Below are 26,651 nucleotides of genomic sequence, written 5' to 3' on the forward strand. Positions count from 1 at the left end.
CTGCTCGAAATACTGTAGGAGCTGGCTTGCCAGCGAAGGTGGCTAACGATAACGCGGGTTGTCTGAAAAAACGCGGCGTTTTCGAGTGCTTCGCCGGAGAGCCGGCTCCTACAGGGGGTGATGTTGCATTCAGAGTTTGGCTTTTACGGCCGCCAGCGCATCCTTGCCATCTACGGTCTTCACGCCATCCAGCCACTTATCCAATACCGCCGGGTTGGCCTTGATCCACGCCTTCGCCGCTTCGGCATTGCTGACCTTGTTGTTGGCCACCTCGGCCATGATGCTGTTCTCCATCTCCTGGGTAAAACTCAGGTTGGTCAGCAGTTTTCCTACGTTCGGGCAGGCCTGTGCGTAGCCCTTGCGGGTCAAGGTATACACGCTGCCGGTGTCACCAAAATATTTCTCGCCGCCTTTGAGGTAGTGCATTTTCAACTGCACGTTCATCGGGTGCGGGGTCCAGCCGAGGAAGGTCACGAACTTCTGCTTTTTAACGGCGCGCGACACTTCGGCGAGCATCGCTTGTTCGCTGGACTCCACCAACTTCCACTGGCCGAGCGCGAAGTCGTTTTTCTTGATGATCTCCTGCAACGAAATATTCGCCGGCGCGCCGGAGCCGATGCCGTAGATCTTCTTGTCGAACTTGTCGGCAAATTTGTTCAGGTCGGCAAAGTCATGCACCCCGGCGTCCCACACATAGTCGGGCACGGCGAGGGTGAACTCAGTGCCGTCTAGGTTCTTCGCCAGTTGCACCACGTCGCCATTGGCCACGAACTTGTCATAGAAGCCCTGCTGCGCCGGCATCCAGTTGCCTAGGAACACATCCACCTGGCCGTCCTTGAGCCCGCCAAACGTAATCGGCACCGCCAGGGTGTCGACCTTGGGTTTATAGCCCATGCCCGTCAGGAGGAAACCGGTGATGGCATTGGTGGCCGCAATATCGCTCCAGCCCGGATCGGCCATCTTTACCGTTTCACAACTGGCGTCTGCGTAAACATTGGCGCTTCCCAGCGCCAGGAGCCCCAGCATCACAGTTAATTTTTGCATGGCCTTCCCTCAGTGTTATTGGTTTTGGCAGGGTTGTGGATAACGTGCCTTGCGCTCCAGGTCGTCGAGGTCGATATGGTTGCGCATGTATTGCTGACTGGCGTCCACCAGTGGCTGGTGATCCCAGCTCTTCAGCTTGCCCTGGGTCAGTGCTTCAAACACCAGACGGCGGCGGCGTTGGCTGGCGAGCACCTGTTGGTGGATCGCCTGGATGTCCCATTTGGCCCGCGCCTCGTCCAGGAAGGCTGCAAACAGCGCCTGATGCTGCGGCGACTGGCTGAGGTCTTCCTGCTCCCGAGGGTCGTTGTGTACATCGAACAGTAGACAAGGGTCGTCTTCGCTGTAGATGAATTTGTAGGCGCCACGGCGAATCATCATCAGCGGGCCGATGGTGCCTTCGGCCATGTATTCGCCGAACACTTCGTCGTGCCCGCCCTGCCCTCGCAAGTGCGGGACCAGCGAGCGGCCGTCCAGCGGCAGGCGCGGGTCCAGCTCGCCGCCGGCCAATTCCACCAGGGTCGGCAACAGGTCGGCGGTGGACACGGCTTTGCTGACGCGGCCCGCCGCGAATTGCCCTGGCGCACTGATCAGCAGCGGTACGCGGGCGGCCATTTCAAACCAGTGCATTTTGTACCAGAGGCCCCGCTCGCCGAGCATGTCACCGTGGTCGCCGGAGAAGATGATGAGGGTGTCGTCGGCCAGCCCGGTGTCTTCCAGGGTCTGCAGCAGCTTGCCGACATTGCTGTCGATGTAGCTGCACGCGCCGAAATAGGCACGGCGCGCATCACGGATCTTATCCACAGGCAGCGGCTTGTCCCACAGGTCGTAGACCCTGAGCAGGCGCTGGGAATGTGGGTCGAGATCGCTTTGCGCGGGTGTTGCAGGCAACGGGATATCAGCGTCGTCGTACAGGTCCCAGAACGGCTTGGGAATGGTGTAGGGATCGTGGGGGTGAGTCATCGACACGGTCAGGCAGAACGGCTGGTCGCCGTCTTCGCGGATATGGTCGAACAGGTATTGCTGGGCTTTGAACACCACCTCTTCGTCGAAATCCAGCTGGTTGGTGCGCACGCACGGCCCGGCTTGCAGCACCGACGACATGTTGTGATACCAAGTGGGGCGTACGTCCGGCTCATCCCAGTTCACCGCCCAGCCATAGTCGGCGGGGTAGATGTCGCTGGTCAGGCGTTCTTCGTAGCCATGCAACTGGTCGGGACCGCAGAAGTGCATCTTGCCCGACAGCGCGGTGCGGTAGCCGAGGCGGCGCAGGTAGTGGGCGTAGGTCGGCACGTCGGCGGGGAAATCGGCGGCGTTGTCGTAGGCGCCGATCTTGCTCGGCAACTGGCCACTCACCAGGGTGAAACGCGACGGCGCGCACAACGGGCTGTTGCAATAGGCGGCATCGAACACCACGCCTTGTGCGGCGAGGCGGCTCAAATTCGGTAGTTTGATAGGCGAAGAACCGTAGAACGGAAGCAACGGCGCGGCCATTTGATCGGCCATGATGAAAAGAATGTTCTTGCGCTTCATGATCTATCGGCATTCCATAGGCGGTGTTTATGCGAAAGAGCATGCAGCCCATGAAAAGTGGGGTAAAGCCCATGAAAAGCAATGTCTAGGATAAGCACAGCTTATGTATGAAGCCCTTGGTGACCTGTCCCTCGATTTGCTGCGTGCTTTCGAAGCCGCCGCACGTCATCGCAGCTTTACCGCCGCTGCGATGGAACTGGGCACCACCCAGCCGGCTATCAGCCAACAGATCAAGCGCCTGGAAGAACAGTTGGCGATCCGCCTGTTTGATCGTATCTACCGGGGGATCGAACTGACCGACGCCGGCGCCCTGCTGTTCGAGCATGTGCAAGGTGGGTTGCAGGGCATCAACCAGGGGCTGAGCCTCATTACCCAACAGGACCAGCATGAAGTGCTGCAAGTCGCCACCGACTTCGCCTTCGCCGCCTATTGGCTGATGCCGCGCCTGCATCGATTTCACCAGGCCAACCCGCAGGTCGATGTCAGCCTGGTGACCAGCGAGCGCAACCACGCCACCTTGCGCAGCGATATCGACGTGGCAGTGTTGTTTGGTGACGGCCGTTTCAAGCAGGGCGACAGCCTGTGGTTGTTCAATGAGGAAGTGTTCCCTGTGTGCAGCCCGCAGTGGCTCAAGGACCAGGCCACGCGATTGACTGTGCAAAATTTGCACGATTTCCCGCTGCTGCACCTGCGCCAGGAAAACAACAGCCAGTGGTTCGACTGGAGCGGTGTGTTTCGCGAACTGGGCATCGCCAGCGCGCCAACGCCTGGCCAACTGCGTTTCGACAACTACACCCTACTCATTCAGGCGGCGATTGCCGGCCAGGGCGTAGCCATCGGCTGGCGGCACCTTGTGGATAACCTGCTGGAGCAGGGCTGGTTGTGCCGGCCGGTCAGCGACACGGTGATCTCGCGCTTTGGCTATTACGTGGTGCAACCCCAGCGCAAACGTCGGGGGCAATTGGTCGAGCGTTTCGTTGACTGGCTGGTGGCGGAGCAAGCCAGCAGCGCACAGTCGCTGACCGGGCTGGCCCTGCCGTCCATTGCGGTCTAGCATCTGGCGCATATTGGATCTGGAGTCCGCCATGCAACGTATCAAGGGCTACCACGCCCATATCTACTTCGACGCGAGCACCATCGAACAGGCGCGCACCTTGTGCGAAGACGCCGCCAAACTCTTCCCACTGCGCATGGGCCGTGTGCACGAACGACCGGTGGGCCCGCACCCGGATTGGAGCTGCCAGTTGGCGTTCGATCCAGAGTACATCGGTGTCGTGTTGCCGTGGTTGGTGATTCATCGCAATGGACTGGTGGTTTTTTTGCACCCCGAAACCGGTGATGACCTGAAGGACCACACTGATTATGCCGTCTGGATGGGGGCGATGCGGGAGCTGAACCTGTCAGCCTTTTCTTAAATTTCATCCCTAAATATGGGATTGATATTTATATATTGAGACTTCCGTTCGCGTAGGTTTATATTCGCTGCATCCGCTCAGAACTCAGGTGAAGCGATGCAGGCGCAATTGATCGCGCTCGATTGGGGAACCAGCTCCCTTCGTGCTTATAAACTCGGCCCCGCCGGCGTGGTGCTGGAACAGCGCTCGCTGGGGTGGGGCATCATGCATTTGCCCAGCGAACCCCGGGACATTGCCGGCGTGCGTTGCAGCAACGGTTTCGAGTTGGCGTTCGATGCGGCGTGCGGGGATTGGCTCGACGCCCAGCCCGGGCTACCGGTAATTGCCTGTGGCATGGTCGGCAGCGCCCAGGGCTGGAGCGAAGCGGCCTATCGCAATACCCCGGTCGATGTCGCCAGCCTCGGCCAGGCGCTGCATCAGGTGCACAGCCTGCGCGGCGTGGACGTGCACATCGTGCCGGGCGTGATCGAGCAGGTCGGCTTGCCCAATGTGATGCGTGGCGAAGAAACCCAAGTGCTGGGCGTGCTGCATGGGCTGGGTGCCGATGTGTTGATCGGCCTGCCGGGCAGCCATTCCAAGTGGGTCGAGGTGGTCGAGGGCTGTATCACGCATTTCGATACCTTTATGACCGGCGAGCTGTTTGCGGTGTTGAGCAAACACAGCATCCTTGGACGTACTCAGCTGCCGTCCGAACAATTCCAGGTCGAAGCCTTCGACCGAGGCGTGCACGTGGCGCTTTCCGAAGACGGCCAGCGCGGCGTGCTGTCCACCTTGTTCAGTGCCCGCACCCTGGGGCTCACCGGCGAACTCGCCCCTGACCAACAGCCCGATTACCTGTCCGGCTTGCTTATCGGCCATGAACTCGCCGGTCTGCCCGACAGCGCCAAACACAAGCCGATCATCCTGGTCGGCGCCGCGCCCCTTTGCGCCCGCTATCAACGCGCCCTCGCCCTCTGCGGCTTTGCCCACGTCAGCCTGGCGCAGGAAGCCACCGAGCGCGGCCTGTGGCAACTGGCCTTAGCGGCCGGGCTCACTCAACCTGTACTGGAGGCCTGACATGCTCAAGCAAGCACTCGCGCAAAACGGTTTGATCGCCATCCTGCGCGGCATTCGCCCGGACGAAGCCCAGGCTGTCGGCCAGGTGCTGTACCAGGCAGGGTTTCGGGTGATCGAAGTCCCGCTGAATTCGCCTGATCCCTACACCAGTATCCGCACCCTGCGCGACAGTTTGCCCGCCGATTGCCTGATCGGTGCTGGCACGGTGTTGACGCCGGAGCAGGTCGAGCACGTGAAGGCTGCTGGTGGCCAGGTGATCGTTATGCCCCACAGCGATGCCAAGGTGTTGCGTGCCGCCAAAGCCGCGGGCCTGTTTCTGTCCCCGGGCGTGGCCACGCCCACCGAAGCCTTCGCCGCACTGGCCGAAGGTGCTGACGTGTTGAAGCTGTTCCCCGCCGAGCAAATGGGCCCTTCGGTGATCAAGGCGTGGCTGGCGGTATTGCCGGCCGGCACCTTGCTGCTGCCGGTGGGTGGCATTACCCCGGACAACATGCAGGTGTTCATCGACGCCGGCGCCAAAGGTTTCGGGCTGGGTTCCGGGTTGTTCAAACCGGGTATGACCGTGGATCAGGTAGCGAGTCGCGCCCAGGCTTATGTCGCCGCCTGGAAAGCCCTGAACTGAATCAAGTTTCGCGCCCACAGGCGCCGCATCTATAAGAGAGATAACAGATGAAAATAACCAAACTGACGACCTTTATCGTCCCTCCGCGCTGGTGCTTCCTCAAGGTCGAGACCGACCAGGGCGTGACCGGCTGGGGTGAGCCCGTGGTCGAAGGCCGCGCTCACACCGTGGCGGCTGCCGTTGAAGAACTGTCCGACTACCTGATCGGCAAAGACCCACGCAATATCGAAGACATCTGGACCGTGCTCTATCGCGGCGGCTTTTATCGCGGCGGCGCCGTGCACATGAGCGCCCTCGCCGGCATCGACCAGGCGCTGTGGGACATCAAGGGCAAGGCCCTCGGTGTTTCCGTCAGCGACTTGCTCGGTGGCCAGGTGCGCGACAAGATCCGCGTTTACTCGTGGATCGGTGGCGACCGTCCCGCCGACACCGCCCGCGCTGCCACAGAGGCCGTGGCCCGTGGCTTCACGGCGGTAAAAATGAACGGCACCGAAGAGCTGCAGTTCGTCGACAGCTTCGAAAAGGTCGACCTGGCCCTGGCCAACGTCGCCGCCGTGCGTGATGCGGTCGGCCCCAACGTCGGCATCGGCGTCGACTTCCATGGCCGGGTGCACAAGCCCATGGCCAAGGTGCTGATGAAGGAACTCGACCCGTACAAACTGATGTTCATCGAAGAGCCGGTGCTCAGCGAGAACTACGAAGCGCTGAAAGAGCTGGCCCCGTTGACCAGCACGCCGATTGCCCTGGGCGAGCGCCTGTTCTCGCGTTGGGATTTCAAGCGTGTGCTCAGCGAAGGCTACGTCGACATCATCCAGCCGGATGCGTCCCATGCCGGTGGCATCACCGAAACCCGCAAGATCGCCAACATGGCCGAAGCCTACGACGTGGCCCTGGCCCTGCACTGCCCGCTGGGCCCGATTGCCCTGGCGGCGTGCCTGCAACTGGACGCGGTCTGCTACAACGCGTTTATCCAGGAACAAAGCCTGGGCATTCACTACAACGAGAGCAATGACCTGCTCGATTACGTGCGCGATCCGGGCGTGTTCGACTATGACCAAGGCTTTGTGAAGATCCCCAACGGACCGGGCCTGGGCATCGAGATCAATGAGGAATACGTGATCGAACGCGCGGCTATCGGCCACCGCTGGCGCAACCCGATCTGGCGCCACGCCGACGGCAGCTTCGCCGAGTGGTAAGCACCGCTTACCGGTAGGAGCCGGCTTGCCGGCGATTGCGGTGGATCAGCCACTGCCGGTGTCGACTGGCGCGCCGCCATCGCCGGCAAGCCGGCTCCTACAAGTTGATCCATACCTCAATAAGCATAAGAAGAGGCAACCCCCATGCACCCTGAATCCTTCACCGGGCAGGCATCTTTAGTCACGCCTACCCGAAAGCGTTTCTTCATCATGGTGCTGCTGTTTATCACCGTGGTGATCAACTACCTCGACCGCAGCAACCTGTCCATCGCCGCCCCGGCCCTGACCAGTGAACTGGGGATCGACCCGGTGCATGTCGGGCTGATTTTCTCTGCGTTCGGCTGGACCTACGCCGCCATGCAGATTCCCGGCGGTTGGCTGGTGGACCGCGTGCCGCCGCGTATTCTCTACACGGCGGCGCTGCTGTTGTGGTCCATCGCCACCGTCATGCTCGGCTTCGCGGCCAGCTTTATCGCGCTGTTTGTGTTGCGCATGGCGGTAGGGGCTTTAGAGGCCCCGGCCTATCCGATCAACAGCCGCGTAGTCACCACATGGTTCCCTGAGCGCGAGCGCGCCACGGCGATTGGCGTCTATACCTCCGGGCAGTTTGTCGGGTTGGCATTCCTGACGCCGGTACTGGCCTGGCTGCAGCATGCATTTGGCTGGCACATGGTGTTTGTCGCGACCGGTGGCGTGGGGATCCTGTGGGCAGTTATCTGGTACGCGGTGTACCGCGAACCGAAAGACTTCAAAGGCGCCAACGCCGCTGAAATCGACCTGATCCGTGAAGGTGGCGGCTTGGTTGATATGCAGGAAAAAGCTGCCAAGGCGCCGTTCAGTTGGGTCGACCTGGGCATCGTGTTGAGCAAGCGCAAGCTGTGGGGCATTTACCTGGGGCAGTTCTGCCTCAACTCCACGTTGTGGTTCTTCCTGACATGGTTCCCGACCTACCTGGTGAAATACCGCGGCATGGACTTCATCAAGTCCGGCCTGCTGGCGTCATTACCATTCCTCGCGGCGTTTGTCGGCGTGCTGTGTTCCGGGATCTTTTCCGATTGGCTGATTCGTCGTGGCGCGTCGGTGGGCTTTGCCCGCAAGTTGCCGATCATCGGCGGGCTGCTGATTTCCACGGCGATCATCGGCGCCAACTACGTGGACTCGACGGCGTGGGTGATTGCGTTCCTGGCGGTGGCGTTCTTTGGTAATGGGTTGGCGTCGATTACCTGGTCGCTGGTGTCGACCCTGGCACCGGCCCGCCTGTTGGGGCTGACCGGTGGGGTGTTCAACTTCATCGGCAACCTGTCGGCGATTGCCACGCCGATCGTGATTGGTTTTCTCGCCAGTGGCGATTCGTTTGCACCGGCGATTACCTATATCGCGGTGCTGGCGTTGCTCGGGGCGCTGTCCTACGTGTTGCTCGTAGGCAAAGTCGAACGCATCGAACTCAAATAACCACTGCCCTGTAGGAGCCGGGTTTCAGTTGAGGACGCCGTCGAGGATCTCGTAGACGATGCCCGTACCCACGGCGATCAACACCACATCCGGCCCCGAACGGCGCCATTCATAACCGGGATACACCGGCAGGCGTGCCAGGGCGCGGTTATCGAGGCGTTCGCCGTAGTAGCCGCGGGGCAGCGGCTGGCCACGCACCAGGCGCACATTCGGCGGTGGCGGTGCGCCACGGGCGAACTGGCCGTGGTTGTCGTGGATGATCTGGCGGACCGGGCCGAAATCCTGGGGCGGGCCGCCGCGACGGTTGTCCTGCGGGCCGCGATGGTCGTCGCCGCGTTGTTCGTGCTGGCCCTGCGGGCCGCCACGATCAGGGCCGCCTTGATCATAAGGCGCGGCCTGCACCAGGGCGCTGGCGCCAAGCACCAGCACGCCAAGGCCTGCAATCACGGATTTAGGCATTTTCATCGGGTATTCCTCAGGGCACACAAGCAAAAAAGGGATTTCGAACGAGGTTCGAAATCCCTTGGTCTTGCTGTTTAGGCCGTGCCCGAGCGGGTTGATTCCTCTGTATCAGGAACTTTACCTACTGCTTACGGGGCCCTTACTTACGCGCGTTACGAACGCCTTCCGACAATGCCGCACACAGGCTCAACACGCCGTCGATGGCTTGCTGGTCATTCTTGGCATTGGCGATATGGTCGATCAGTGCCGAACCTACGACGACACCGTCAGCCAGGCGGGCGATGGCTGCCGCTTGTTCCGGGGTGCGGATACCAAAACCGATGCTGATCGGCAGGTCGGTATGGCGACGCAGGCGGGTCACGGCTTCTTCGACGTGCTCCAGGGTCGCAGCGCCAGCACCGGTCACACCGGCCACCGACACGTAGTACACGAAACCGGAGCTGCCATTCAGAACTGTCGGCAAGCGCACATCGTCAGTGGTCGGCGTGGTCAGGCGGATAAAGTCGATGCCAGCGGCCTGGGCCGGGTCGCACAGCTCGCCGTTATGCTCGGGCGGCATGTCGACCACGATCAGGCCGTCCACGCCGGCTTCCTTGGCGTCGGCGATGAACTGCGGCACGCCATATTTGTGGATCGGGTTGAAGTAGCCCATCAACACCAGCGGCGTGTCGTTGTTGTCCTGGCGGAACTCGCGGACCATCTGCAGGGTTTTCAGCAGGTTCTGCTTGGCTTCCAGCGCGCGAATGTTGGCCAGCTGGATCGCCGGGCCGTCGGCCATCGGATCGGTGAACGGCATGCCCAACTCGATCACGTCGGCGCCGGCGGCCGGCAAGCCCTTGAGGATCGCCAGCGAGGTGTCATAGCCAGGGTCGCCGGCCGTGACGAAGGTCACCAGGGCAGCGCGGTTTTGTTCTTTAAGCTGTGCGAAGCGGGTTTGCAGGCGGCTCATCAGTGTTTCTCCTGCTTGGCGGTTTCCATATGGTGCATCACGGTCTGCATGTCTTTGTCGCCACGGCCGGACAGGTTGACCACCATCAGGTGATCCTTCGGCAGGGTCGGTGCGCGTTTGAACACTTCGGCCAGGGCGTGGGCGCTTTCCAGGGCAGGAATGATCCCTTCCAGGCGGCAGCATTTGTGGAAGGCGTCGAGGGCTTCGTCGTCGGTCACCGAGGTGTACTGGACGCGACCGATGTCGTGCAACCAGGCGTGTTCCGGGCCGATGCCAGGGTAATCCAGGCCTGCGGAGATGGAGTGTGCGTCGATGATCTGGCCGTCGTCATCCTGCAGCAGGAACGTACGGTTGCCGTGCAGTACGCCGGGTACGCCACCGTTGAGGCTGGCGGCGTGCTTGCCGGTCTCGATGCCGTGGCCGGCCGCTTCAACGCCGATGATCTCGACGCTGGTGTCGTCCAGGAACGGGTGGAACAGGCCCATGGCGTTGGAGCCACCGCCGATGCACGCCACCAGGCTGTCCGGCAGGCGGCCTTCTTGGGCTTGCAACTGGTCGCGGGTTTCCTTGCCGATCACGGCCTGGAAGTCGCGCACCATTGCAGGGTACGGGTGCGGGCCGGCCACGGTGCCGATCAGGTAGAAGGTGCTGTCGACGTTGGTCACCCAGTCACGCAGGGCTTCGTTCATCGCGTCTTTCAGGGTGCCGGTGCCGGCAACCACCGGGATCACTTCCGCGCCCAGCAGCTTCATACGGAACACGTTGGCTTGCTGGCGCTCGATGTCAGTGGTGCCCATGTAGATCACGCATTGCAGGCCGAAGCGCGCAGCCACGGTGGCAGTGGCCACGCCGTGCATGCCGGCGCCGGTCTCGGCGATGATGCGTTTCTTACCCATGCGCCGAGCCAGCAGGATCTGGCCGATGCAGTTGTTGATCTTGTGCGCGCCGGTGTGGTTCAGCTCTTCACGCTTGAGGTAGATCTTGGCGCCGCCGCAGAATTCGGTCAGGCGCTCGGCGAAGTACAGCGGGCTTGGGCGTCCGACGTAGTCGCGCTGGAAGTAGGCCAGTTCTTCGTTGAAAGCCGGATCGATCTTGGCCGCTTCGTATTCACGGGCCAGGTCGAGGATCAACGGCATCAGGGTTTCAGCGACGTAACGGCCGCCGAACGCGCCAAACAGGCCGTTGGCGTCTGGGCCGTTGCGTAGATCGGTCTGGGACTGAGTCATGGGACGCTCCAGGAAAGAAGGGTGTGGGAAGCAATGAGGGTCACTCTACCCCTGACGTTCTATGCTGAAAACCGATAAGATCGCCGCAACCTGTCAGGAAAACTCACAGATGAGCCGAGACCTTCCGCCCCTCAATGCCCTGCGTGCCTTTGAAGCGACTGCGCGATTGAACAGCGTCAGTCAGGCAGCCGAGCAATTGCATGTGACCCACGGCGCCGTCAGCCGGCAGCTGAAGGTGCTGGAGGAGCATTTGGGTATCAGCTTGTTCGTCAAGGAAGGTCGCGGCCTTAAACTCACAGATGCAGGCGTCCGGCTACGGGATGCCAGCGCGGAGGCATTCGAGCGCCTGAGGGATGTGTGTGCCGAGCTGACCCAGGCCAGCGCCGATGCACCTTTTGTACTCGGCTGTTCGGGCAGCCTGCTCGCGCGCTGGTTGATCCCGCGCCTGGGCCGCTTGAACGCCGACTTGCCGGACCTGCGCCTGCACCTGTCGGCGGGCGATGGGGATCTGGACCCGCGCCGCCCAGGCCTGGACGCGCTGTTGGTGTTCGCTGAACCGCCATGGCCGGCGGATATGCAGGTGTATGAGCTGGCCAGTGAACGCATCGGCCCGGTGATGAGCCCGCGCTTTGCCGGCTATGAACACTTGCGCAATGCGCCCGCCGAGGCCTTGTGTGGTGAAAAGCTGTTGCACACCACGTCACGCCCGCAAGCTTGGCCCAGTTGGGCAGCGCAGCACGGCATCGAGCCCGGCGCGTTGAAACACGGCCAGGGGTTTGAACATTTGTATTATTTACTGGAGGCGGCAGTGGCAGGATTGGGCGTGGCGATCGCGCCTCAGCCGCTGGTGGCTGAAGACTTGCGCGCGGGTCGCCTAGTGGCGCCCTGGGGGTTCAGCGAAACCCCGGCGCACCTGGCGCTGTGGCTGCCAAAGCGCGCCGCAGACGGGCGCGCCGGGCAACTGGCGCAGTGGCTCAAGGCTGAGCTATTGCGCGAACCGGTTTAATCGCCGCGTTTGCACAGCAGATAAGCCGCGAGCAGGCCCAGTGCACCGACGGCAACGCCGGCTGTGGTCCATGGATGCTCTTGTGCGTAGTCCCGGGTTGCAACACCGGTTTCGCGGATTTTGACTTTGCTTTCTTCGTAGGCGTCGCTGATCAGGTGGCGGGAATGCTTGAGGGCATTCTCGGCATTGCTTTTCAGGGCCTTCAAGGTTTTGCGCGACTCGTCGGATGCATCGTCCTTGAGACTTTCCAAAGACTTGAGCAGGCTCGAAATCTCGGCTTCCATGCTTTCCAGCGACGCTTTGCGTAAAGAAGTGTTGGCCATGTGGACTCTCCTGAAGTGATTGAGTGGCGTGTGTAGATACCGACTACGGCCGTTTCAGAAAGTGCAGTAAATCTGAACTTTCGGGTACGAACAGTCGCCAGAAGCAGTACGAACATTGACTGCTACGCTTGCTTAACGACCCTTAGGAGAACTGCCATGAGTGATCATCACACTTACAAGAAAGTCGAACTGGTGGGCTCGTCCACCTCCAGCATTGAAGACGCCATCAACAATGCGCTGGCCGAGGCCAATAAAAGCATCAAGCATCTGGAATGGTTCGAGGTGACTGAAACCCGTGGTCACATCAAGGACGGCAAGGCTGCGCACTTTCAGGTCACCCTAAAGGTGGGGTTCCGAATTGCCAGTAGTTGATCGCGTCGGTTGAACTTGCTGACTGGCCGATTGCCATAACCTGCGCTACAACCAATGGGTGCCGATGCCACAAGCGTCGGCACGCTCTTTTAGATCAGCGCAAGGAAAGTAACGGATGAAGAAGTTCCTGTTAGCGGTAGGTTTGTTGAGCATTGCCGGCACAGCCCTGGCGGCGGGCAAGCCTTGTGAAGAGCTGAAAAGCGAAATTGCAGCGAAAATCGACGCCAAGGGCGCTTCGGGTTATTCGCTGGAAGTGGTGGATAAAGGCGCTGCGCCGAGCGATCACACCGTGGTCGGCACCTGCGAGGGTGGCACCAAGGAAATTGCCTACAAGCGCGGTTAACACCGTGTTGCAGACATAAAAAACCGACGCGCTGCGTCGGTTTTTTATGTCTGCAGGTTTTAGCCCTTCATCACCTGCGCCAGCAGTTCGTAGGAATGAATCCGGTCGGCGTGTTCGTACAGGTCGCAGGTAAAGATCAACTCGTCGGCGCCAGTCTGCTCGATTAGCACTTCCAGTTTGGCGCGGATCTTCGCCGGGCTGCCTACCATGGCCAGGCCAAGAAAACTGCCGACCGCATCCTTTTCATGGGGCAACCACAGGCCGTCCATGGTTTTTACCGGCGGGCGCTGCACCAGGCTTTGCCCGCGCATGAGGGCGAGGATGCGCTGGTAGACCGAAGTTGCCAAGTAATCAGCCTGCTCGTCGGTATCCGCCGCCACCAAGGGAATGCCTAGCATCACGTAGGGTTTATCCAGCACGGCTGAAGGTTTGAAGTGATTGCGGTACACGCGAATCGCTTCATGCATCAGGCGGGGTGCGAAATGCGAGGCGAAGGCGTAGGGCAAACCGCGTTCACCTGCCAGCTGTGCGCTGAACAAGCTTGAACCGAGCAGCCACACCGGCACATTGGTGCCGGTACCCGGTACGGCAATGATCCGTTGATCGGGCGTGCGTGGGCCGAGGTAGGCCATTAACTCGGCGACATCTTCCGGGAATTCATCGGCGCTGCCGGAACGCTCGCGGCGCAGGGCGCGGGCGGTCATTTGGTCAGAGCCGGGCGCACGGCCCAGGCCGAGGTCAATACGGCCAGGGTAGAGACTCTCCAGGGTGCCGAACTGCTCGGCGATCACCAAGGGCGCGTGGTTGGGCAGCATCACGCCACCGGAACCGACACGAATGGTCGAAGTGCCACCGGCCAGGTACCCCAGCAGCACCGAGGTCGCGGAGCTGGCGATGCCGTCCATGTTGTGGTGTTCGGCCACCCAGAAACGGTTGTAGCCGAACTTTTCCACATGTTGGGCCAGGTCCAGGGAATTGCGCAGCGACTGCGCCGGACTGCCATTGGCCCGCACGGGCACCAGGTCGAGGGTCGAGAACTTTACGTCGGACAGCGATTTCATAAGCCTGCTTCTCCAAGGGGGCCGCAGGCTTTTTAGACGAACCAAAACCTGCCGCTTCATGTGCATACCTATGCAATGAGGGCATATACCCGAGATTCAATAGTTGAGTCGGAAATTTCCTACTGAATCGCTCGGTTTCTCCGACAAGATGAACTTTGCCACGCCGTCTATCCTCAGAACCCTTACTGACGCAAAACCACCGTTCGAGGAGACCGCTATGAGTATCGTGAAAAAAGCATCCGCGCATTGGGAAGGTGACCTGAAGACTGGCCTGGGTTCCATTTCCACGGAAACCGGCGTGCTACGTGAAGCGCCCTACGGCTTCAAGGCCCGTTTCGAAGGCGGCAAGGGTACCAACCCGGAAGAACTGATCGGTGCGGCCCATGCGGGCTGTTTCTCCATGGCATTTTCCATGATTCTCGGCGATGCCGGGCTCAAGGCTGACAGCATCGACACCCAGGCCGAAGTGACCCTGGACCAGGTGGACGGCGGTTTTGCGATCACCGCTGTGCACCTGATCCTCAAGGCCAAGATTCCGGGCGCGAGCCAGGCGCAGTTCGATGAGTTGAGCAAAAAGGCCAAGGAAGGGTGCCCGGTGTCCAAGGTGCTGAATGCGACTATCACCCTGGATGGCACGCTCGTAAATTGACACCGCTAAACCGGTAGGAGCCGGCTTGCCGGCGATGAGGCCCTCAGATTTACATGGTTTTTGAGGTCGTCATCGCTGGCAGGCCAGCTCCTACAGTGGTTTTTGGGGTGGCTAAAACATCTGCTTCAAATCAGAACTCGTGTTTTGTAAGTGTGGTCCTATTACCATGCAGCCTAGGCGCACACCCGTGCGCAATGCATTCAGGGAGCTTCACACATGAAACGTTTTGCCTTGGCGATCATTTGCGGTGTATTGGCCACTTCGGCCGTGGCCGCGCCAAAAGATTGTGAAGAGCTCAGGAAAGAGATTGAAGTGAAGATCCAGGCCAAGGCGATTCCTTCGTACACCTTGGAAATCATCACCGCCGAAGAAGCCAAGAATCATGACAGTGCGATGATTGTCGGTTCATGCGAAAACGGCACCAAGCGCATCATCTACCAGAAAAACAACGACTGATCAGATGCAGTTGACGCTGCGTTCCTCCGCGAGCAACTGACGCGCCGAATCATACAACCTGATATTCGGCGTGAAGGCCAACGAGCGCCCTTCCAGCACATAACGCTGGCCGGCCTGGAAGTGGTCATATTCCAGGGTCATGAAGCAGGTGCGATACATCATCTGGCTGAGCCCCCCCAAACCGCCGCCGGCCGGGACTTCAAAGTCGAAGCGCACCATCAATTCGTGATGGCCGGGCGGGAATTGGAAGAAACGTCCGTCATCCAGGTTCTTGCCGTCCAGGCGCTGCGCCATGACCAGCTTGGAGCCCGGCGTCGGCGTAGTGAAATCGACCCACGCCTGTTGCGGATCCATCGGTGGCACGGGTGTTGTCGTGCAGGCGCTGAGGAACAAAGCGGCGACGGGTAACAAGAGCTGGCGCATGGCAGGCACTCAACGGGAAGAAAGAATTGAGCCTGCTGCGACGGCGGCAGACTTCCTATGAGTATAAACACGTCGAGCCATGGAAAAATTCCGCACAGGCGCGATAGTCTGGCGAGCAAATTACCCAGGAGCGGTCGCGGCATGGTCAGGCGTTTTCTTCCAGGGTTGATGGTTGTGCTGCTCAGCGGCTGTTCCAGTGTCAGTTATTACAGCCAGTTGGCCAGCGGCCAATGGCAATTGTTGCGGGCCCGAGAGCCGGTGGCGCAGGTCATTGCCGATCCTTCCCGCCCACCGCTGTTGCGCGAACACTTGGTGCAATCACAAAAAGCGCGCACGTTCGCCAGTGAGTATTTGCACCTGCCGGACAACCAGAGCTACAGGTTGTACGCCGATATCGGTCGGCCCTATGTGGTCTGGAATGTCTTCGCCACGCAGGAATTTTCCCTGTCCCCTGAAACCCATTGCTTCCCAATTGCTGGTTGTGTGGCCTATCGCGGCTATTACAACCAAGGTGCGGCGCGTGGTGAGGCTGCGTTGTTGAAGCAGCGTGGCATGGACGTGTCGATCGGTGGCGTAGAGGCTTACTCGACCTTAGGCTGGTTCAACGACCCGATCATGAACTCGATGATGAACTGGGGCGATGAACGCCTGGCCACGCTGATCTTCCATGAGCTGGCGCACCAGCGTTTCTATGTGAAGGACGACACCGAGTTCAACGAGTCGTTTGCCAATTTCGTCGAGCAGGAAGGTACACGCCAATGGCGCGCTGCGCGGGGGCTGGCGCCTGATAGCTTGTCCACGTCCAAGCAGCGTGACCAGTTTATCCAGTTGGTCCTCGATACCCGTCAACGCTTGCAAAAGCTCTACGCCCAACCCTTGGCTGAGGATGCGATGCGTCAGGCCAAGGCGGCGCAATTCGAGCGTTTGCGCAGCGATTACCGGCAACTGCGCGACAGCCAATGGGGCGGCGATAAACGTTATGACGCCTGGATCAACCAGCCCATGAACAATGCGCGGCTGTTGCCATTTGGGCTGTACGACCAGTGGGTGCCGGCGTTTGCGGCGTTGTTTGCGCAGGAAGGTGGGGATTGGGTGAGGTTTTATGCGGCGGTGGAACGGTTGGGAGGGTTGCCGGTGGAGCAGCGCAAGGCGGCGTTGAGGCACTTGCAAGGTGGTGGCCTTTAGGGCCTCATCGCAGGCAAGCCAGCTCCCACAGTTGACCGATTTTCAACATGAGAACGCTTTCAACTGTGGGAGCTGGCTTGCCTGCGATAGCTATTTTAAGGTCGCTGCAAAAATGCCTGGTGCATCTGTGCCAATGTCTCAAAATGCCAAGTCGGCGCCTCGGCATTCAATTCTTCAAAGCTGCCAAACCCATACCCCACCGCTGCCGAATCCAGCCCATTGCTGCGCGCACCGATCAGGTCATGCTTGCGGTCACCAATCATCAGGGTGGCGGCGGGGTCCAGATGCTCTTCGTTGATCAAATGGGCAATCAGCTCGACCTTATTGGTGCGTGTGCCATCTAATTCGCTGCCGTAGATCACCTTGAAGTGCTTGGCAAAATCGAAGTGCCGCGCGATCTCGCGGGCGAATACCCAAGGCTTGGACGTCGCGACGTAGAGCTGGCGCCCCTGGCCGCTCAACTCCTCCAGCAACGGCATCACGCCCTCGAACACGTGGTTCTCATACAGGCCGGTCACCTTGAAACGCTCGCGGTAGAAATTCACCGCCTCCCAGGCCTTGGCTTCATCAAAGCCGTAGAACTGCATGAAGGCTTGCAGCAACGGTGGGCCGATGAAGTGTTCCAGCTTGGTCAGGTCCGGCTCATCAATGCCGAGTTTGCCGAGGGCGTACTGGATCGAGCGGGTGATGCCTTCGCGCGGGTCGGTGAGGGTGCCGTCCAGGTCGAATAGCACGGTTTGGTAGTGCAGGGTCATCGGTCGAATCCTTCAGCCAGGTGCAGGTCTTTGAGCTTCACGTAGTTCGCGGCGCTGTAGGTGAAAAAGGCGCGCTCCTTGTCAGTCAGTGGGCGGATCTGTTTAACCGGGCTGCCCACGTACAAGAAGCCGCTTTCGAGTTTCTTGCCTGGCGGCACCAGGCTCCCAGCGCCGATGATCACGTCGTCTTCCACCACGGCGCCGTCCATCACGATGCTGCCCATGCCGATCAGGATGCGGTTGCCCACGGTGCAGCCATGCAGCATGACTTTGTGGGCGATGGTCACATCGTCGCCGATCAGCAGTGGGAAGCCATCCGGATTGAACGGACCCGCGTGGGTGATGTGCAGCACGCAGCCATCCTGCACGCTGGTGCGCGCACCGATGCGGATGCGGTGCATGTCGCCACGGATCACGGTCAGCGGCCAGACCGAGCTGTCGGCGCCGATTTCGACATCGCCGATCACCACCGCCGAAATATCGACAAAAGCCCCGGCGCCCAGGGCTGGCGTGTGGTTCTGATAGGTACGAAGGGTCACGATAGCCTCTCTCTCTTCTGCTGATAGCTGCGGCGGACGTTGATTGTAATTAAGATGGCCCCATCTTTGTTCTTACATGTTTCTTCAGCCAAGGTGCCAACCGTGAGCGCGAACAACCCTCTTCTGCAGTCCTACGACCTGCCGCCGTTCTCGGCGATCCGTGCCGAGCACGTCCAGCCGGCCATCGAACAGATCCTCGCCGACAACCGTGTCGCCATCGAAGGCATCCTGCAAAGCCAGGGGAAAAATCCGACGTGGGCCGGCCTGGTCCTGGCCATGGATGAACTGAATGACCGCCTGGGCGCCGCCTGGAGCCCGGTCAGCCACCTCAACGCCGTGTGCAACAGCGCTGAACTGCGCGAAGCCTACGAAAGTTGCCTGCCGGCGTTGAGCGCCTACTCCACCGAGATGGGCCAGAACCGCGAGCTGTTCCAGGCCTTCGAAGCCCTGGCCAACAGCCCGGAAGCCGCCGGTTTCGATGTGGCGCAGAAAACTATCCTGGAACACTCGCTGCGTGACTTCCGCCTGTCCGGCATCGATCTGCCGCCCGAGCAGCAAAAGCGCTACGCCGAAGTGCAGAGCAAACTGTCCGAGTTGGGCAGCAAATTTTCCAACCAGTTGCTGGACGCCACCCAGGCCTGGACCAAACACGTCACCGACGAAGCCACCCTCGCCGGCCTAACCGATTCGGCCAAGGCGCAAATGGCTGCCGCCGCCCAGGCCAAAGGCCTCGACGGCTGGCTGATCACCCTGGAATTCCCAAGCTACTACGCGGTGATGACCTACGCCCAGGACCGCGCCCTGCGTGAAGAAGTCTACGCGGCCTACTGCACCCGTGCGTCGGACCAAGGCCCGAATGCCGGTCAGAACGATAACGGCCCAGTGATGGAACAGATCCTCGACCTGCGTCAGGAACTGGCCCAGTTGCTGGGTTATGCGTCGTTCTCCGAACTGAGCCTGGCCACCAAAATGGCCGAGTCCAGCGATCAGGTGCTGAGCTTCCTGCGCGACTTGGCCAAGCGCAGCAAGCCGTTTGCCGCCCAGGACCTGCAACAACTCAAGGCCTACGCCGCCGAACAAGGCTGCGCCGAGCTGCAAAGCTGGGACAGCGGTTTCTACGGCGAAAAACTCCGTGAGCAACGCTACAGCGTGTCCCAGGAAGCCCTGCGCGCCTACTTTCCGATCGACAAGGTGCTGGGCGGCCTGTTTGCCATCGTGCAACGCCTGTACGGCATCGAGATCGCCGAGCAGAAAGGCTTCGACACCTGGCACCCGGATGTCCGCCTGTTTGAAATCAAGGAAAACGGCCAGCATGTCGGTCGCTTCTTCTTCGATCTCTACGCCCGCGCCAACAAGCGTGGCGGTGCCTGGATGGACGGCGCCCGCGACCGTCGCCGCACGATCGACGGTGTACTGCAAAGCCCGGTGGCCAACCTGGTGTGCAACTTCACCCCGGCTGACAGCGGCAAGCCTGCCCTGCTGACCCACGATGAAGTCACCACGCTGTTCCACGAATTCGGCCACGGCCTGCATCACCTGCTGACCCGCGTTGAACATGCTGGCGTGTCCGGCATCAACGGCGTGGCCTGGGATGCGGTGGAGCTGCCGAGCCAGTTCATGGAGAACTGGTGCTGGGAGCCCGAAGGCCTGGCGCTGATCTCCGGTCACTACGAAACCGGCGAAGCGCTGCCTCAGGACCTGCTGGAAAAAATGCTCGCGGCGAAGAATTTCCAGTCTGGCCTGATGATGGTGCGCCAGCTGGAATTCTCGCTGTTCGACTTCGAACTGCATGCCACTCACGGTGATGGCCGGAGTGTGGCGCAGGTGCTGGAAGGCGTGCGCGATGAGGTGTCGGTGATGCGTCCGCCGGCCTACAACCGTTTTCCCAATAGCTTCGCGCACATCTTCGCTGGCGGATACGCGGCGGGTTACTACAGCTACAAGTGGGCTGAAGTGTTGTCGGCGGATGCCTTCTCTAAGTTTGAAGAAGAGGGCGTGCTCAACGCTGAGACCGGCCGCGCCTTCCGCGAGGCGATCCTGGCGCGTGGCGGTTCCCAGGAACCGATGGTGCTGTTCGTCGACTTCCGCGGACGTGCGCCGTCGATTGACGCACTCTTGCGTCACAGCGGCCTGAGTGAGGACGCGGCAGCATGAGTGAAGGGCCTGTGATCACCAAAAAGCAATTTATCGCCGGGGCGGTCTGTCCGGCGTGCAGCGAGCCGGACAAGTTGAAGATGTGGACCGAAGACAACGTGCCCCATCGCGAGTGCGTGGCCTGCGGTTATACCGACACGCTGAATGACCAGGGGTTGTCGGTGCCCAAGGAATTGGGCACGCGGGTGAATACGTCTGCATTGAAAGCGCCGGCGGACCCCAAGGTGCAGGCGGTTCAGTTCTTTCCGAATCCGAAGTTGAAAAAAGACTAAGAAACCGCACGAGTCACTGTAGGAGCGAGCTTGCTCGCGAAGAACGTTAACGATCACGCGCTTATCCTGGATAAATGCGGCGCCTTTTGGTTCTTCGCGAGCAAGCTCGCTCCTACAGGTGTTCCTCAGCTTTGCTGGAGGTCGTGATCCAATCCTTCATCGAGCACAGCGCAAACGCGCTGGTGCTGCAATCGCCGTTCGCCAAGGCTGTACGCAACTTGTCGACATCGGTCCTCATCATGTAGCGAACGCCGTCCTTGAAGCCGTTACTGGTGCCGAAGCCGCCCAAGGTCATCTCGTTCAGCGCATCTTCCTTGCTCCACCCTTGAATCACCACCCGATACATCGCCGCCATCAGGCCGGTACGGTCAGAGCCGTGCTTGCAATGCATCAGCACCGGGCCATTGGTTTCGGCTTCCTGGATGGCTCTCAGCGCTGCCAGCACGTCGGAATCATCCACATGGTTGGTGCGATAAGTCAGCTGTACTTGTCGGATATCGGGCAATTTGAGCCAGTCAGCATCGGATTCCGGCAGGAAATTGATCACGGTGCCGATCTTGAGCTTTTCCAGCAGCGGCGCTGCGTTGCTGTCGGGTAACCCGCTGCGATAGAGCGTGGGCGTCATCTGGTGAAGGTTGTACTGACTTCCCACCGGTTGTGCCCACTCGGGGGAACGGATGGAGATGGGCTCGTCGGCTTGCGCGAAAGCGCTAGAGAACAGCGCGATGAACACGAGGCCGAAGGCCGGCAGCCATTGATTCTTGAGCATGGATGACATGACCGGGCAGGAGATTGGTGAATGCCGCTCAGGTTGGTCCAAGGGGGGTCAATGAGGCGTGAGGGGGGCGTCAAAGAATCGTGAATCATCAGTCTTTAGTCGCTGAAACGATTCCTCCGATGCATAGCCTGCTATCATTTGTAACTATTGATTGCCGAAAAAACCAAGCCGCTCGCTAGAAGTCGGCTGATAAACCCGTGACCACATGATGAGGTGCCACCATGTCTGATCAAGATCAAGACAACCCGCGGCGTGACTTTTTGCGCAAATCCTTGACCTTGATCCCGGTGGTCACGGTTGCCAGCACCGGCCTTGGCGGCTCAATGCTGATGGCGACGCCTGAGCCGGCGCAAGCCGCGCCAGCCAAGCCTACAACCAGCGAAAAGGCCTACGAGCCAACTTATTTCACCGCCGAGGAATGGGCGTTCATCAACGCCGCCGTCGCGCAATTAATTCCTGCTGATGCCCAAGGCCCAGGTGCTCTGGAAGCCGGTGCACCGGAATATATCGACCGCCAGATGAACACGCCGTACGCCAGCGGTGCCCTGTGGTTCATGCAAGGTCCTTTCAACGCCGACGCGCCGTCGGAGATGGGCTGGCAGTCCAAACTGGTGCCCAAAGAGATCTATCGCCTGGGCATTGCCGCGACGGATGCATGGTCGAAGGCGTTCAACGGCAAAGTTTTTGCCGCGCAAGACAGCGCTACCCGAGACGATATGTTGCGGCGTCTGGAGGCTGGCGGTAGTGAGGTAACGGCGCATTTTGATGCGGTGCCGCCAAAGATCTTCTTCAACTTGTTGCTACAAAACACCAAGGAAGGCTTCTTCTGCGACCCGATCCACGGCGGCAACAAAGGCATGGTCGGCTGGACCATGATCGGCTTCCCCGGCGCTCGCGCCGACTTCATGGACTGGGTTGAGCGCAACGAGCAATACCCCTTCCCGGCACTTTCCATCCGCGGCGAGAGGGCATAAACGTGGCGACCATCATGAAGAAAGTGGATGCAGTAATCGTAGGCTTCGGCTGGACCGGCGCGATCATGGCCAAGGAGCTGACGGAAGCAGGCCTCAACGTGGTAGCGCTGGAGCGCGGCCCGATGCAGGACACTTATCCGGATGGCAACTATCCCCAGGTCATCGACGAATTGACCTACAGCGTGCGTAAGAAACTCTTCCAGGATATCTCCAAGGAGACGGTGACCATTCGTCATAGCGTGAATGACGTCGCCCTGCCCAACCGTCAGTTGGGTGCGTTCCTGCCGGGCAATGGCGTGGGCGGCGCGGGTCTGCACTGGTCGGGCGTGCATTTCCGTGTCGACCCGATCGAGTTGCGCATGCGCAGCCACTACGAGGAACGTTACGGCAAGCACTTCATTCCCAAGGACATGACCATCCAGGACTTCGGCGTGAGCTACGAAGAGCTGGAGCCGTTCTTCGACTACGCGGAAAAAGTCTTTGGCACTTCTGGGCAAGCCTGGACCGTGAAAGGACAGTTGGTCGGCGAAGGCCGTGGCGGCAACCCCTATGCGCCCGACCGTTCCAACCCGTTCCCGTTGGAATCGCAGAAAAACACCGTCTCCGCACAGCTGTTTCAGAAAGCGGCTAGTGAAGTGGGTTACAAACCCTACAACCTGCCGTCTGCCAACACCTCGGGGCCCTACACCAACCCCTATGGCGCCCAGATGGGCCCTTGCAACTTCTGCGGTTTTTGCAGCGGCTACGTGTGCTACATGTATTCCAAAGCCTCGCCGAACGTGAACATTTTGCCAGCGCTGCGCCAGGTGCCGAATTTTGAACTGCGGCCCAACTCCCACGTGCTCAAGGTCAACCTCGACAGCACCAAGAGCAAGGCCACTGGCGTGACTTACATCGACGCCCAGGGCAGGGAGTGCGAGCAACCGGCGGACTTGGTGATCCTCGGCGCCTTCCAGTTCCATAACGTGCGTTTGATGCTGCTCTCCGGCATTGGCAAGCCCTACGATCCGATCACCAACGAGGGCGTGGTGGGCAGAAACTTCGCCTACCAGAACATGGCGACCATCAAGGCCTTCTTCGACAAAGACACTCACACCAACAACTTCATCGGTGCGGGTGGCAACGGCGTGGCCATTGATGACTTCAACGCCGACAATTTCGACCACGGGCCCCATGGTTTTGTGGGCGGTTCGCCGATGTGGGTCAACCAGGCTGGCAGCCGACCGATTGCCGGTACGTCAAACCCGCCGGGCACTCCGGCCTGGGGCAGTGCCTGGAAGCGTGCCACCGCCGATTACTACACCCACCAGGTGTCGATGGATGCCCACGGTGCCCATCAGTCCTACCGGGGTAACTACCTGGATCTGGACCCGGTGTACCGCGATGCCTACGGCCAGCCCTTGCTGCGGATGACGTTCGATTGGCAGGAAAACGACATCAAGATGAACCGCTTCATGGTCGAGAAAATGGGCAAGGTCGCTGAGGCGATGAACCCCAAGGCCATTGCTGTGCTCGGCAAAAAAGTCGGCGAGCACTTCAACACGGCGTCGTACCAGACCACCCACTTGAACGGTGGCGCGATCATGGGCGCCGACCCGAAAACCAGTGCGTTGAATCGCTACCTGCAGTGCTGGGATGTGCACAACGTGTTTGTCCCAGGCGCGTCCGCTTTCCCACAAGGTTTGGGCTACAACCCTACAGGCTTGGTGGCGGCGTTGACCTACTGGTCGGCGCGGGCAATCCGTGAGCAGTATCTGAAAAACCCCGGCCCACTGGTTCAGGCATAAGGAGCGATGACCATGAAAGCACTTGTTATCGCGACCTTCGCGCTTTTCAGCAGTTGCTCTGTGAGCGCCGCTGAAACGGACTTGATCAAGCAAGGTGAATACCTGGCCCGCGCGGGTGACTGCGTGGCTTGCCACACGGCCAAAGGTGGTAAACCCTTTGCCGGCGGCCTGCCAATGGAAACCCCGATTGGCGTGATCTATTCCACCAACATCACCCCGGACAAGACCGGCCTGGGCGACTACAGCTTCGAAGACTTCGACAAGGCCGTGCGCCATGGCGTCGCCAAGAGCGGCAGTACGCTTTACCCGGCGATGCCCTACCCGTCTTACGCACGCGTCAGCGACAGCGATATGCAGGCGTTGTATGCGTACTTCATGAAAGGTGTCGAGCCCGTCGCCCAGGAGAACAAGGACAGCGATATTCCGTGGCCTTTGAGCATGCGCTGGCCGTTGGCGGCATGGCGCTGGATGTTTGCGCCTTCTGTCGAGGAGCATCAGGTCCAAGCCGCCGACCCGGTCATCAGCCGAGGCGCCTACCTGGTGGAAGGCCTTGGCCATTGCGGTGCGTGCCACACGCCGCGGGCGTTGACCATGCAGGAAAAAGCCCTGAGTGCCACTGACGGAAACGCCTTCTTGTCCGGCAGCGCGCCGCTGGAAGGTTGGATCGCCAAGAGCCTGCGCGGTGACCACAAGGATGGCCTCGGCAGCTGGAGCGAGGAACAACTGGTGCAGTTCCTCAAAACCGGCCGCAGTGACCGCAGCGCGGTGTTTGGTGGCATGAGCGACGTTGTCGTCCACAGCATGCAGTACATGTCGGAAAATGACCTGACCGCTATCGCCCGTTACCTCAAGAGCCTGCCGGCGGTGGATCCCAAGGATCAGCCGCATCAGTACGACAAGCAAGCGGCCGAGGCGTTGTGGAAAGGCGATGACAGTCAGCGCGGCGCCTCGGTGTATATCGACAACTGCGCGGCTTGCCACCGTACCGACGGCCATGGCTACACGCGGGTGTTTCCGGCGCTGGCGGGCAACCCGGTGTTGCAAACGGCGGATGCCACGTCGTTGATCAACATCGTGTTGAACGGCGGCACTTTGCCGGCGACCCACGCGGCACCGTCGACCTTCACCATGCCGGCGTTCGCCTGGCGGCTGTCGGATCAGGAAGTGGCGGATGTGGTCAGCTTCATACGTGGCAGTTGGGGCAATCAGGGCGCGCCGGTGAAGGCCAGCGATGTGAAGGACCTGCGCCACAACGATATGCGCACCACCTCCGGCGATGACCTGGGGCAAGTGACGCAGAAGCACTGAGGCTTGCCTGACCGCCAAACGGCACTGGTCAGAACCCTCGCGTCTCGATACTGTATATAAAAACAGTATCGAGGCGCTTTCATGTCTACTCCGCTGCCGCCCCGTGGCCGGGGCACGGCCACCAATCTGCATAACCGCTTTGCGCCTACGGTGAGCGTGGCCGAGGATGATGGCTGGTTTCAGGAAGTGCCACCGACCCAGGGCACCGAAGTGCGTATCGAAACGGCCAAGAGCATCATCACCCGTAACAACTCGCCGGACTTGCCTTTCGATCGCTCCATCAACCCTTATCGTGGCTGCGAGCATGGCTGTATCTACTGCTACGCACGGCCCAGCCATGCCTATTGGGACATGTCACCGGGGTTGGATTTCGAAACCAAACTGATCGCCAAGACCAACGCCGCGGACGTGTTGGAGCAGCAGCTTTCGAAGCCAGGATACGTGTGCGCGCCGATCAACCTGGGCTCCAATACCGACCCGTACCAGCCGATCGAGCGCGAGTACAGGATTACCCGGCAAACCCTCGAAGTGCTGCTGCGCTATCGACACCCGGTGACCATCATCACCAAGGGCTCGCTGATTTTGCGAGACTTGGACCTGCTCACCGAGTTGGCGCGCCAGCGATTGGTGGCGGTGATGATCAGCCTCACCAGCCTGGACGATGAACTCAAGCGAATCCTGGAGCCACGCACGGCAGCACCCAAGGCGCGGTTGCGGGCGATTCGGGTGATGCGTGAGGCGGGGATTCCGGTGGGCGTGTTGTGTTCGCCGATGATTCCGATGATCAACGACAGCGAATTGGAGAGCCTGCTGACCGAGGCCCATGCTGCGGGCGCGCAAAGCGCGGCGTACATGATGCTGCGCTTGCCGTTGGAGGTGGCACCGCTGTTCGAGGAGTGGCTGGCGGCGCACTACCCGCAGCGCGCGGCCCATGTGATGAGCTTGGTGCGCCAGGTGCGTGGCGGTGAGGTGTATGACAGTCGCTTCGGCGTACGCATGCGCGGTGAAGGGCCGTTTGCCGACTTGCTGGCCCAGCGCTTCAGCAAGGCAATCAAGCGCCTGGGGCTTAATCAGCGAGAAGGTTTCAATCTGGATTGCACTGCGTTCTGTCCACCGGGCAGGCAGATGGCTTTGTTGTAGACTTAAGAGGAGAAATGCACCCTTCCTGTAGGAATAGTCGCGTTTTGATATCACTGAGACCCTCGATCTAGAGCGGTTCATTCAGTTTGAGTTAAGTTTCGGCGGTTACCTTGTTCAGCGAGTGACTGATAAGTCGGCGGCCCGGTTTTGAGACGTTTGCAACTGTTCTCCTGG

The 26,651-nt window shown here is 60.3% G+C and carries 29 protein-coding genes; 18 read left to right on the forward strand and 11 right to left on the reverse strand.

Features of this window, described 5'->3' with window-relative positions; all coding sequences use genetic code 11:
• Nucleotides 1–129: 129 nt before the first annotated feature.
• Both choX and betC read right to left on the reverse strand, forming a co-directional pair.
• Entirely contained in the window at nt 130–1,044 is a 915-nt protein-coding gene (gene choX, locus ACP7C6_RS18875) for a choline ABC transporter substrate-binding protein (RefSeq protein ID WP_028618608.1), read from the reverse strand.
• Nucleotides 1,045–1,059: 15 nt separating this feature from the next.
• Nucleotides 1,060–2,574: a choline-sulfatase gene (gene betC / locus ACP7C6_RS18880; RefSeq protein ID WP_426109099.1), complete on the reverse strand. Its 1,515-nt coding sequence runs from the start codon at nt 2,572–2,574 to the stop codon at nt 1,060–1,062.
• A gap of 103 nt (nt 2,575–2,677) precedes the next feature.
• Here betC and ACP7C6_RS18885 point away from each other — a divergent pair, with 103 nt between their 5' ends.
• The 6 genes from ACP7C6_RS18885 to ACP7C6_RS18910 all read left to right on the forward strand — a co-directional run bounded on the left by ACP7C6_RS18885 (nt 2,678) and on the right by ACP7C6_RS18910 (nt 8,315).
• Entirely contained in the window at nt 2,678–3,628 is a 951-nt protein-coding gene (locus ACP7C6_RS18885; RefSeq protein WP_028618610.1) for a choline sulfate utilization transcriptional regulator, read from the forward strand.
• Nucleotides 3,629–3,659: 31 nt separating this feature from the next.
• Nucleotides 3,660–3,989: a DOPA 4,5-dioxygenase family protein gene (locus ACP7C6_RS18890; RefSeq protein ID WP_028618611.1), complete on the forward strand. Its 330-nt coding sequence runs from the start codon at nt 3,660–3,662 to the stop codon at nt 3,987–3,989.
• Nucleotides 3,990–4,085: 96 nt separating this feature from the next.
• Nucleotides 4,086–5,045, forward strand: a complete 960-nt coding sequence (locus tag ACP7C6_RS18895; protein ID WP_068937324.1) for a 2-dehydro-3-deoxygalactonokinase — start codon at nt 4,086–4,088, stop codon at nt 5,043–5,045.
• 1 nt (nt 5,046) lies between these two features.
• Nucleotides 5,047–5,667 carry a 2-dehydro-3-deoxy-6-phosphogalactonate aldolase gene (locus tag ACP7C6_RS18900; RefSeq protein WP_028618613.1) on the forward strand — a complete coding sequence of 207 codons (621 nt, stop codon included), beginning with the start codon at nt 5,047–5,049 and terminating at the stop codon, nt 5,665–5,667.
• Between the two features lie 47 nt (nt 5,668–5,714).
• The gene (dgoD, locus tag ACP7C6_RS18905) at nt 5,715–6,863 is read left to right on the forward strand and encodes a galactonate dehydratase (RefSeq protein ID WP_122686974.1); all 1,149 of its coding nucleotides are present in this window, start codon (nt 5,715–5,717) and stop codon (nt 6,861–6,863) included.
• Between the two features lie 144 nt (nt 6,864–7,007).
• On the forward strand, nt 7,008–8,315 hold the full coding sequence (locus ACP7C6_RS18910) for an MFS transporter (protein WP_028618614.1): 1,308 nt from the start codon (nt 7,008–7,010) through the stop codon (nt 8,313–8,315).
• A gap of 24 nt (nt 8,316–8,339) precedes the next feature.
• Here the strand turns inward: ACP7C6_RS18910 and ACP7C6_RS18915 are convergent, their stop codons facing one another.
• From ACP7C6_RS18915 to trpB, 3 genes are all read right to left on the reverse strand, one after another.
• Nucleotides 8,340–8,780, reverse strand: a complete 441-nt coding sequence (locus ACP7C6_RS18915; protein WP_028618615.1) for an anti-virulence regulator CigR family protein — start codon at nt 8,778–8,780, stop codon at nt 8,340–8,342.
• Between the two features lie 136 nt (nt 8,781–8,916).
• Nucleotides 8,917–9,726 carry a tryptophan synthase subunit alpha gene (gene trpA / locus ACP7C6_RS18920; protein WP_028618616.1) on the reverse strand — a complete coding sequence of 270 codons (810 nt, stop codon included), beginning with the start codon at nt 9,724–9,726 and terminating at the stop codon, nt 8,917–8,919.
• Nucleotides 9,726–10,952 (reverse strand): tryptophan synthase subunit beta, encoded by a 1,227-nt coding sequence (trpB, locus tag ACP7C6_RS18925; RefSeq protein ID WP_068937326.1) that lies wholly within the window; start codon nt 10,950–10,952, stop codon nt 9,726–9,728. Before trpB ends, trpA begins: the two co-directional genes overlap by 1 nt.
• A gap of 109 nt (nt 10,953–11,061) precedes the next feature.
• Here trpB and ACP7C6_RS18930 point away from each other — a divergent pair, with 109 nt between their 5' ends.
• The gene (locus ACP7C6_RS18930) at nt 11,062–11,958 is read left to right on the forward strand and encodes a LysR family transcriptional regulator (RefSeq protein WP_028618618.1); all 897 of its coding nucleotides are present in this window, start codon (nt 11,062–11,064) and stop codon (nt 11,956–11,958) included.
• Here ACP7C6_RS18930 and ACP7C6_RS18935 read toward each other — a convergent pair.
• On the reverse strand, nt 11,955–12,281 hold the full coding sequence (locus ACP7C6_RS18935; protein WP_003170746.1) for a DUF883 family protein: 327 nt from the start codon (nt 12,279–12,281) through the stop codon (nt 11,955–11,957). The two genes, ACP7C6_RS18930 and ACP7C6_RS18935, sit on opposite strands and share 4 nt — an antisense overlap.
• Before the next feature lie 156 nt (nt 12,282–12,437).
• On the opposite strand from ACP7C6_RS18935, the gene ACP7C6_RS18940 reads away from it, so the two are divergent.
• Complete coding sequence (locus ACP7C6_RS18940; RefSeq protein ID WP_007953919.1) at nt 12,438–12,653, forward strand: dodecin; 216 nt, start codon at nt 12,438–12,440, stop codon at nt 12,651–12,653.
• A 115-nt stretch (nt 12,654–12,768) separates the two neighbouring features.
• Nucleotides 12,769–12,996, forward strand: coding sequence for a DUF1161 domain-containing protein (locus ACP7C6_RS18945; RefSeq protein ID WP_028618619.1), 228 nt, complete (start codon nt 12,769–12,771; stop codon nt 12,994–12,996).
• A gap of 59 nt (nt 12,997–13,055) precedes the next feature.
• Here ACP7C6_RS18945 and ACP7C6_RS18950 read toward each other — a convergent pair whose 3' ends face one another.
• The gene (locus ACP7C6_RS18950) at nt 13,056–14,057 is read right to left on the reverse strand and encodes an LLM class flavin-dependent oxidoreductase (RefSeq protein WP_028618620.1); all 1,002 of its coding nucleotides are present in this window, start codon (nt 14,055–14,057) and stop codon (nt 13,056–13,058) included.
• 217 nt (nt 14,058–14,274) lie between these two features.
• Between ACP7C6_RS18950 and ACP7C6_RS18955 the strand changes: the two genes are divergently transcribed.
• Both ACP7C6_RS18955 and ACP7C6_RS18960 read left to right on the forward strand, forming a co-directional pair.
• The gene (locus ACP7C6_RS18955) at nt 14,275–14,706 is read left to right on the forward strand and encodes an OsmC family protein (RefSeq protein WP_003170750.1); all 432 of its coding nucleotides are present in this window, start codon (nt 14,275–14,277) and stop codon (nt 14,704–14,706) included.
• A 216-nt stretch (nt 14,707–14,922) separates the two neighbouring features.
• Nucleotides 14,923–15,162, forward strand: a complete 240-nt coding sequence (locus ACP7C6_RS18960; protein ID WP_016969660.1) for a DUF1161 domain-containing protein — start codon at nt 14,923–14,925, stop codon at nt 15,160–15,162.
• On the opposite strand, the gene ACP7C6_RS18965 is transcribed toward ACP7C6_RS18960, so the two are convergent.
• A complete protein-coding gene (locus ACP7C6_RS18965) occupies nt 15,163–15,585 on the reverse strand; it encodes a hypothetical protein (protein WP_028618621.1) in 423 nt (140 codons plus the stop codon).
• 141 nt (nt 15,586–15,726) lie between these two features.
• Here ACP7C6_RS18965 and ACP7C6_RS18970 point away from each other — a divergent pair, with 141 nt between their 5' ends.
• Nucleotides 15,727–16,770 (forward strand): aminopeptidase, encoded by a 1,044-nt coding sequence (locus ACP7C6_RS18970; RefSeq protein WP_426109100.1) that lies wholly within the window; start codon nt 15,727–15,729, stop codon nt 16,768–16,770.
• A 95-nt stretch (nt 16,771–16,865) separates the two neighbouring features.
• Here ACP7C6_RS18970 and ACP7C6_RS18975 read toward each other — a convergent pair whose 3' ends face one another.
• Both ACP7C6_RS18975 and ACP7C6_RS18980 read right to left on the reverse strand, forming a co-directional pair.
• Complete coding sequence (locus tag ACP7C6_RS18975) at nt 16,866–17,525, reverse strand: HAD family hydrolase (protein WP_426109101.1); 660 nt, start codon at nt 17,523–17,525, stop codon at nt 16,866–16,868.
• On the reverse strand, nt 17,522–18,064 hold the full coding sequence (locus tag ACP7C6_RS18980; protein WP_016978759.1) for a gamma carbonic anhydrase family protein: 543 nt from the start codon (nt 18,062–18,064) through the stop codon (nt 17,522–17,524). Before ACP7C6_RS18980 ends, ACP7C6_RS18975 begins: the two co-directional genes overlap by 4 nt.
• 54 nt (nt 18,065–18,118) lie before the next feature.
• On the opposite strand from ACP7C6_RS18980, the gene prlC reads away from it, so the two are divergent.
• On the forward strand, nt 18,119–20,218 hold the full coding sequence (gene prlC, locus ACP7C6_RS18985; RefSeq protein ID WP_308908175.1) for an oligopeptidase A: 2,100 nt from the start codon (nt 18,119–18,121) through the stop codon (nt 20,216–20,218).
• Nucleotides 20,215–20,490, forward strand: a complete 276-nt coding sequence (locus ACP7C6_RS18990; protein ID WP_010207776.1) for a YheV family putative zinc ribbon protein — start codon at nt 20,215–20,217, stop codon at nt 20,488–20,490. The genes prlC and ACP7C6_RS18990 overlap by 4 nt, the downstream gene beginning before the upstream one ends.
• A 112-nt stretch (nt 20,491–20,602) precedes the next feature.
• Here ACP7C6_RS18990 and ACP7C6_RS18995 read toward each other — a convergent pair whose 3' ends face one another.
• The gene (locus ACP7C6_RS18995) at nt 20,603–21,259 is read right to left on the reverse strand and encodes a tyrosine-protein phosphatase (protein ID WP_426109102.1); all 657 of its coding nucleotides are present in this window, start codon (nt 21,257–21,259) and stop codon (nt 20,603–20,605) included.
• Between the two features lie 230 nt (nt 21,260–21,489).
• Between ACP7C6_RS18995 and ACP7C6_RS19000 the strand changes: the two genes are divergently transcribed.
• The 4 genes from ACP7C6_RS19000 to ACP7C6_RS19015 all read left to right on the forward strand — a co-directional run bounded on the left by ACP7C6_RS19000 (nt 21,490) and on the right by ACP7C6_RS19015 (nt 26,477).
• On the forward strand, nt 21,490–22,242 hold the full coding sequence (locus ACP7C6_RS19000; protein WP_426109103.1) for a gluconate 2-dehydrogenase subunit 3 family protein: 753 nt from the start codon (nt 21,490–21,492) through the stop codon (nt 22,240–22,242).
• 2 nt (nt 22,243–22,244) lie between these two features.
• A complete protein-coding gene (locus tag ACP7C6_RS19005) occupies nt 22,245–24,029 on the forward strand; it encodes a GMC family oxidoreductase (RefSeq protein ID WP_126569393.1) in 1,785 nt (594 codons plus the stop codon).
• 12 nt (nt 24,030–24,041) lie between these two features.
• Nucleotides 24,042–25,337, forward strand: coding sequence for a cytochrome c (locus ACP7C6_RS19010; protein ID WP_311893496.1), 1,296 nt, complete (start codon nt 24,042–24,044; stop codon nt 25,335–25,337).
• 81 nt (nt 25,338–25,418) lie between these two features.
• Entirely contained in the window at nt 25,419–26,477 is a 1,059-nt protein-coding gene (locus ACP7C6_RS19015; RefSeq protein WP_028618629.1) for a PA0069 family radical SAM protein, read from the forward strand.
• Nucleotides 26,478–26,651: the final 174 nt, after the last annotated feature.

It is taken from the genome of Pseudomonas sp. TWR1-1-4, assembly GCF_049897165.1.
In the GTDB taxonomy this organism is placed as follows: Bacteria; Pseudomonadota; Gammaproteobacteria; order Pseudomonadales; family Pseudomonadaceae; genus Aquipseudomonas; species Aquipseudomonas canadensis.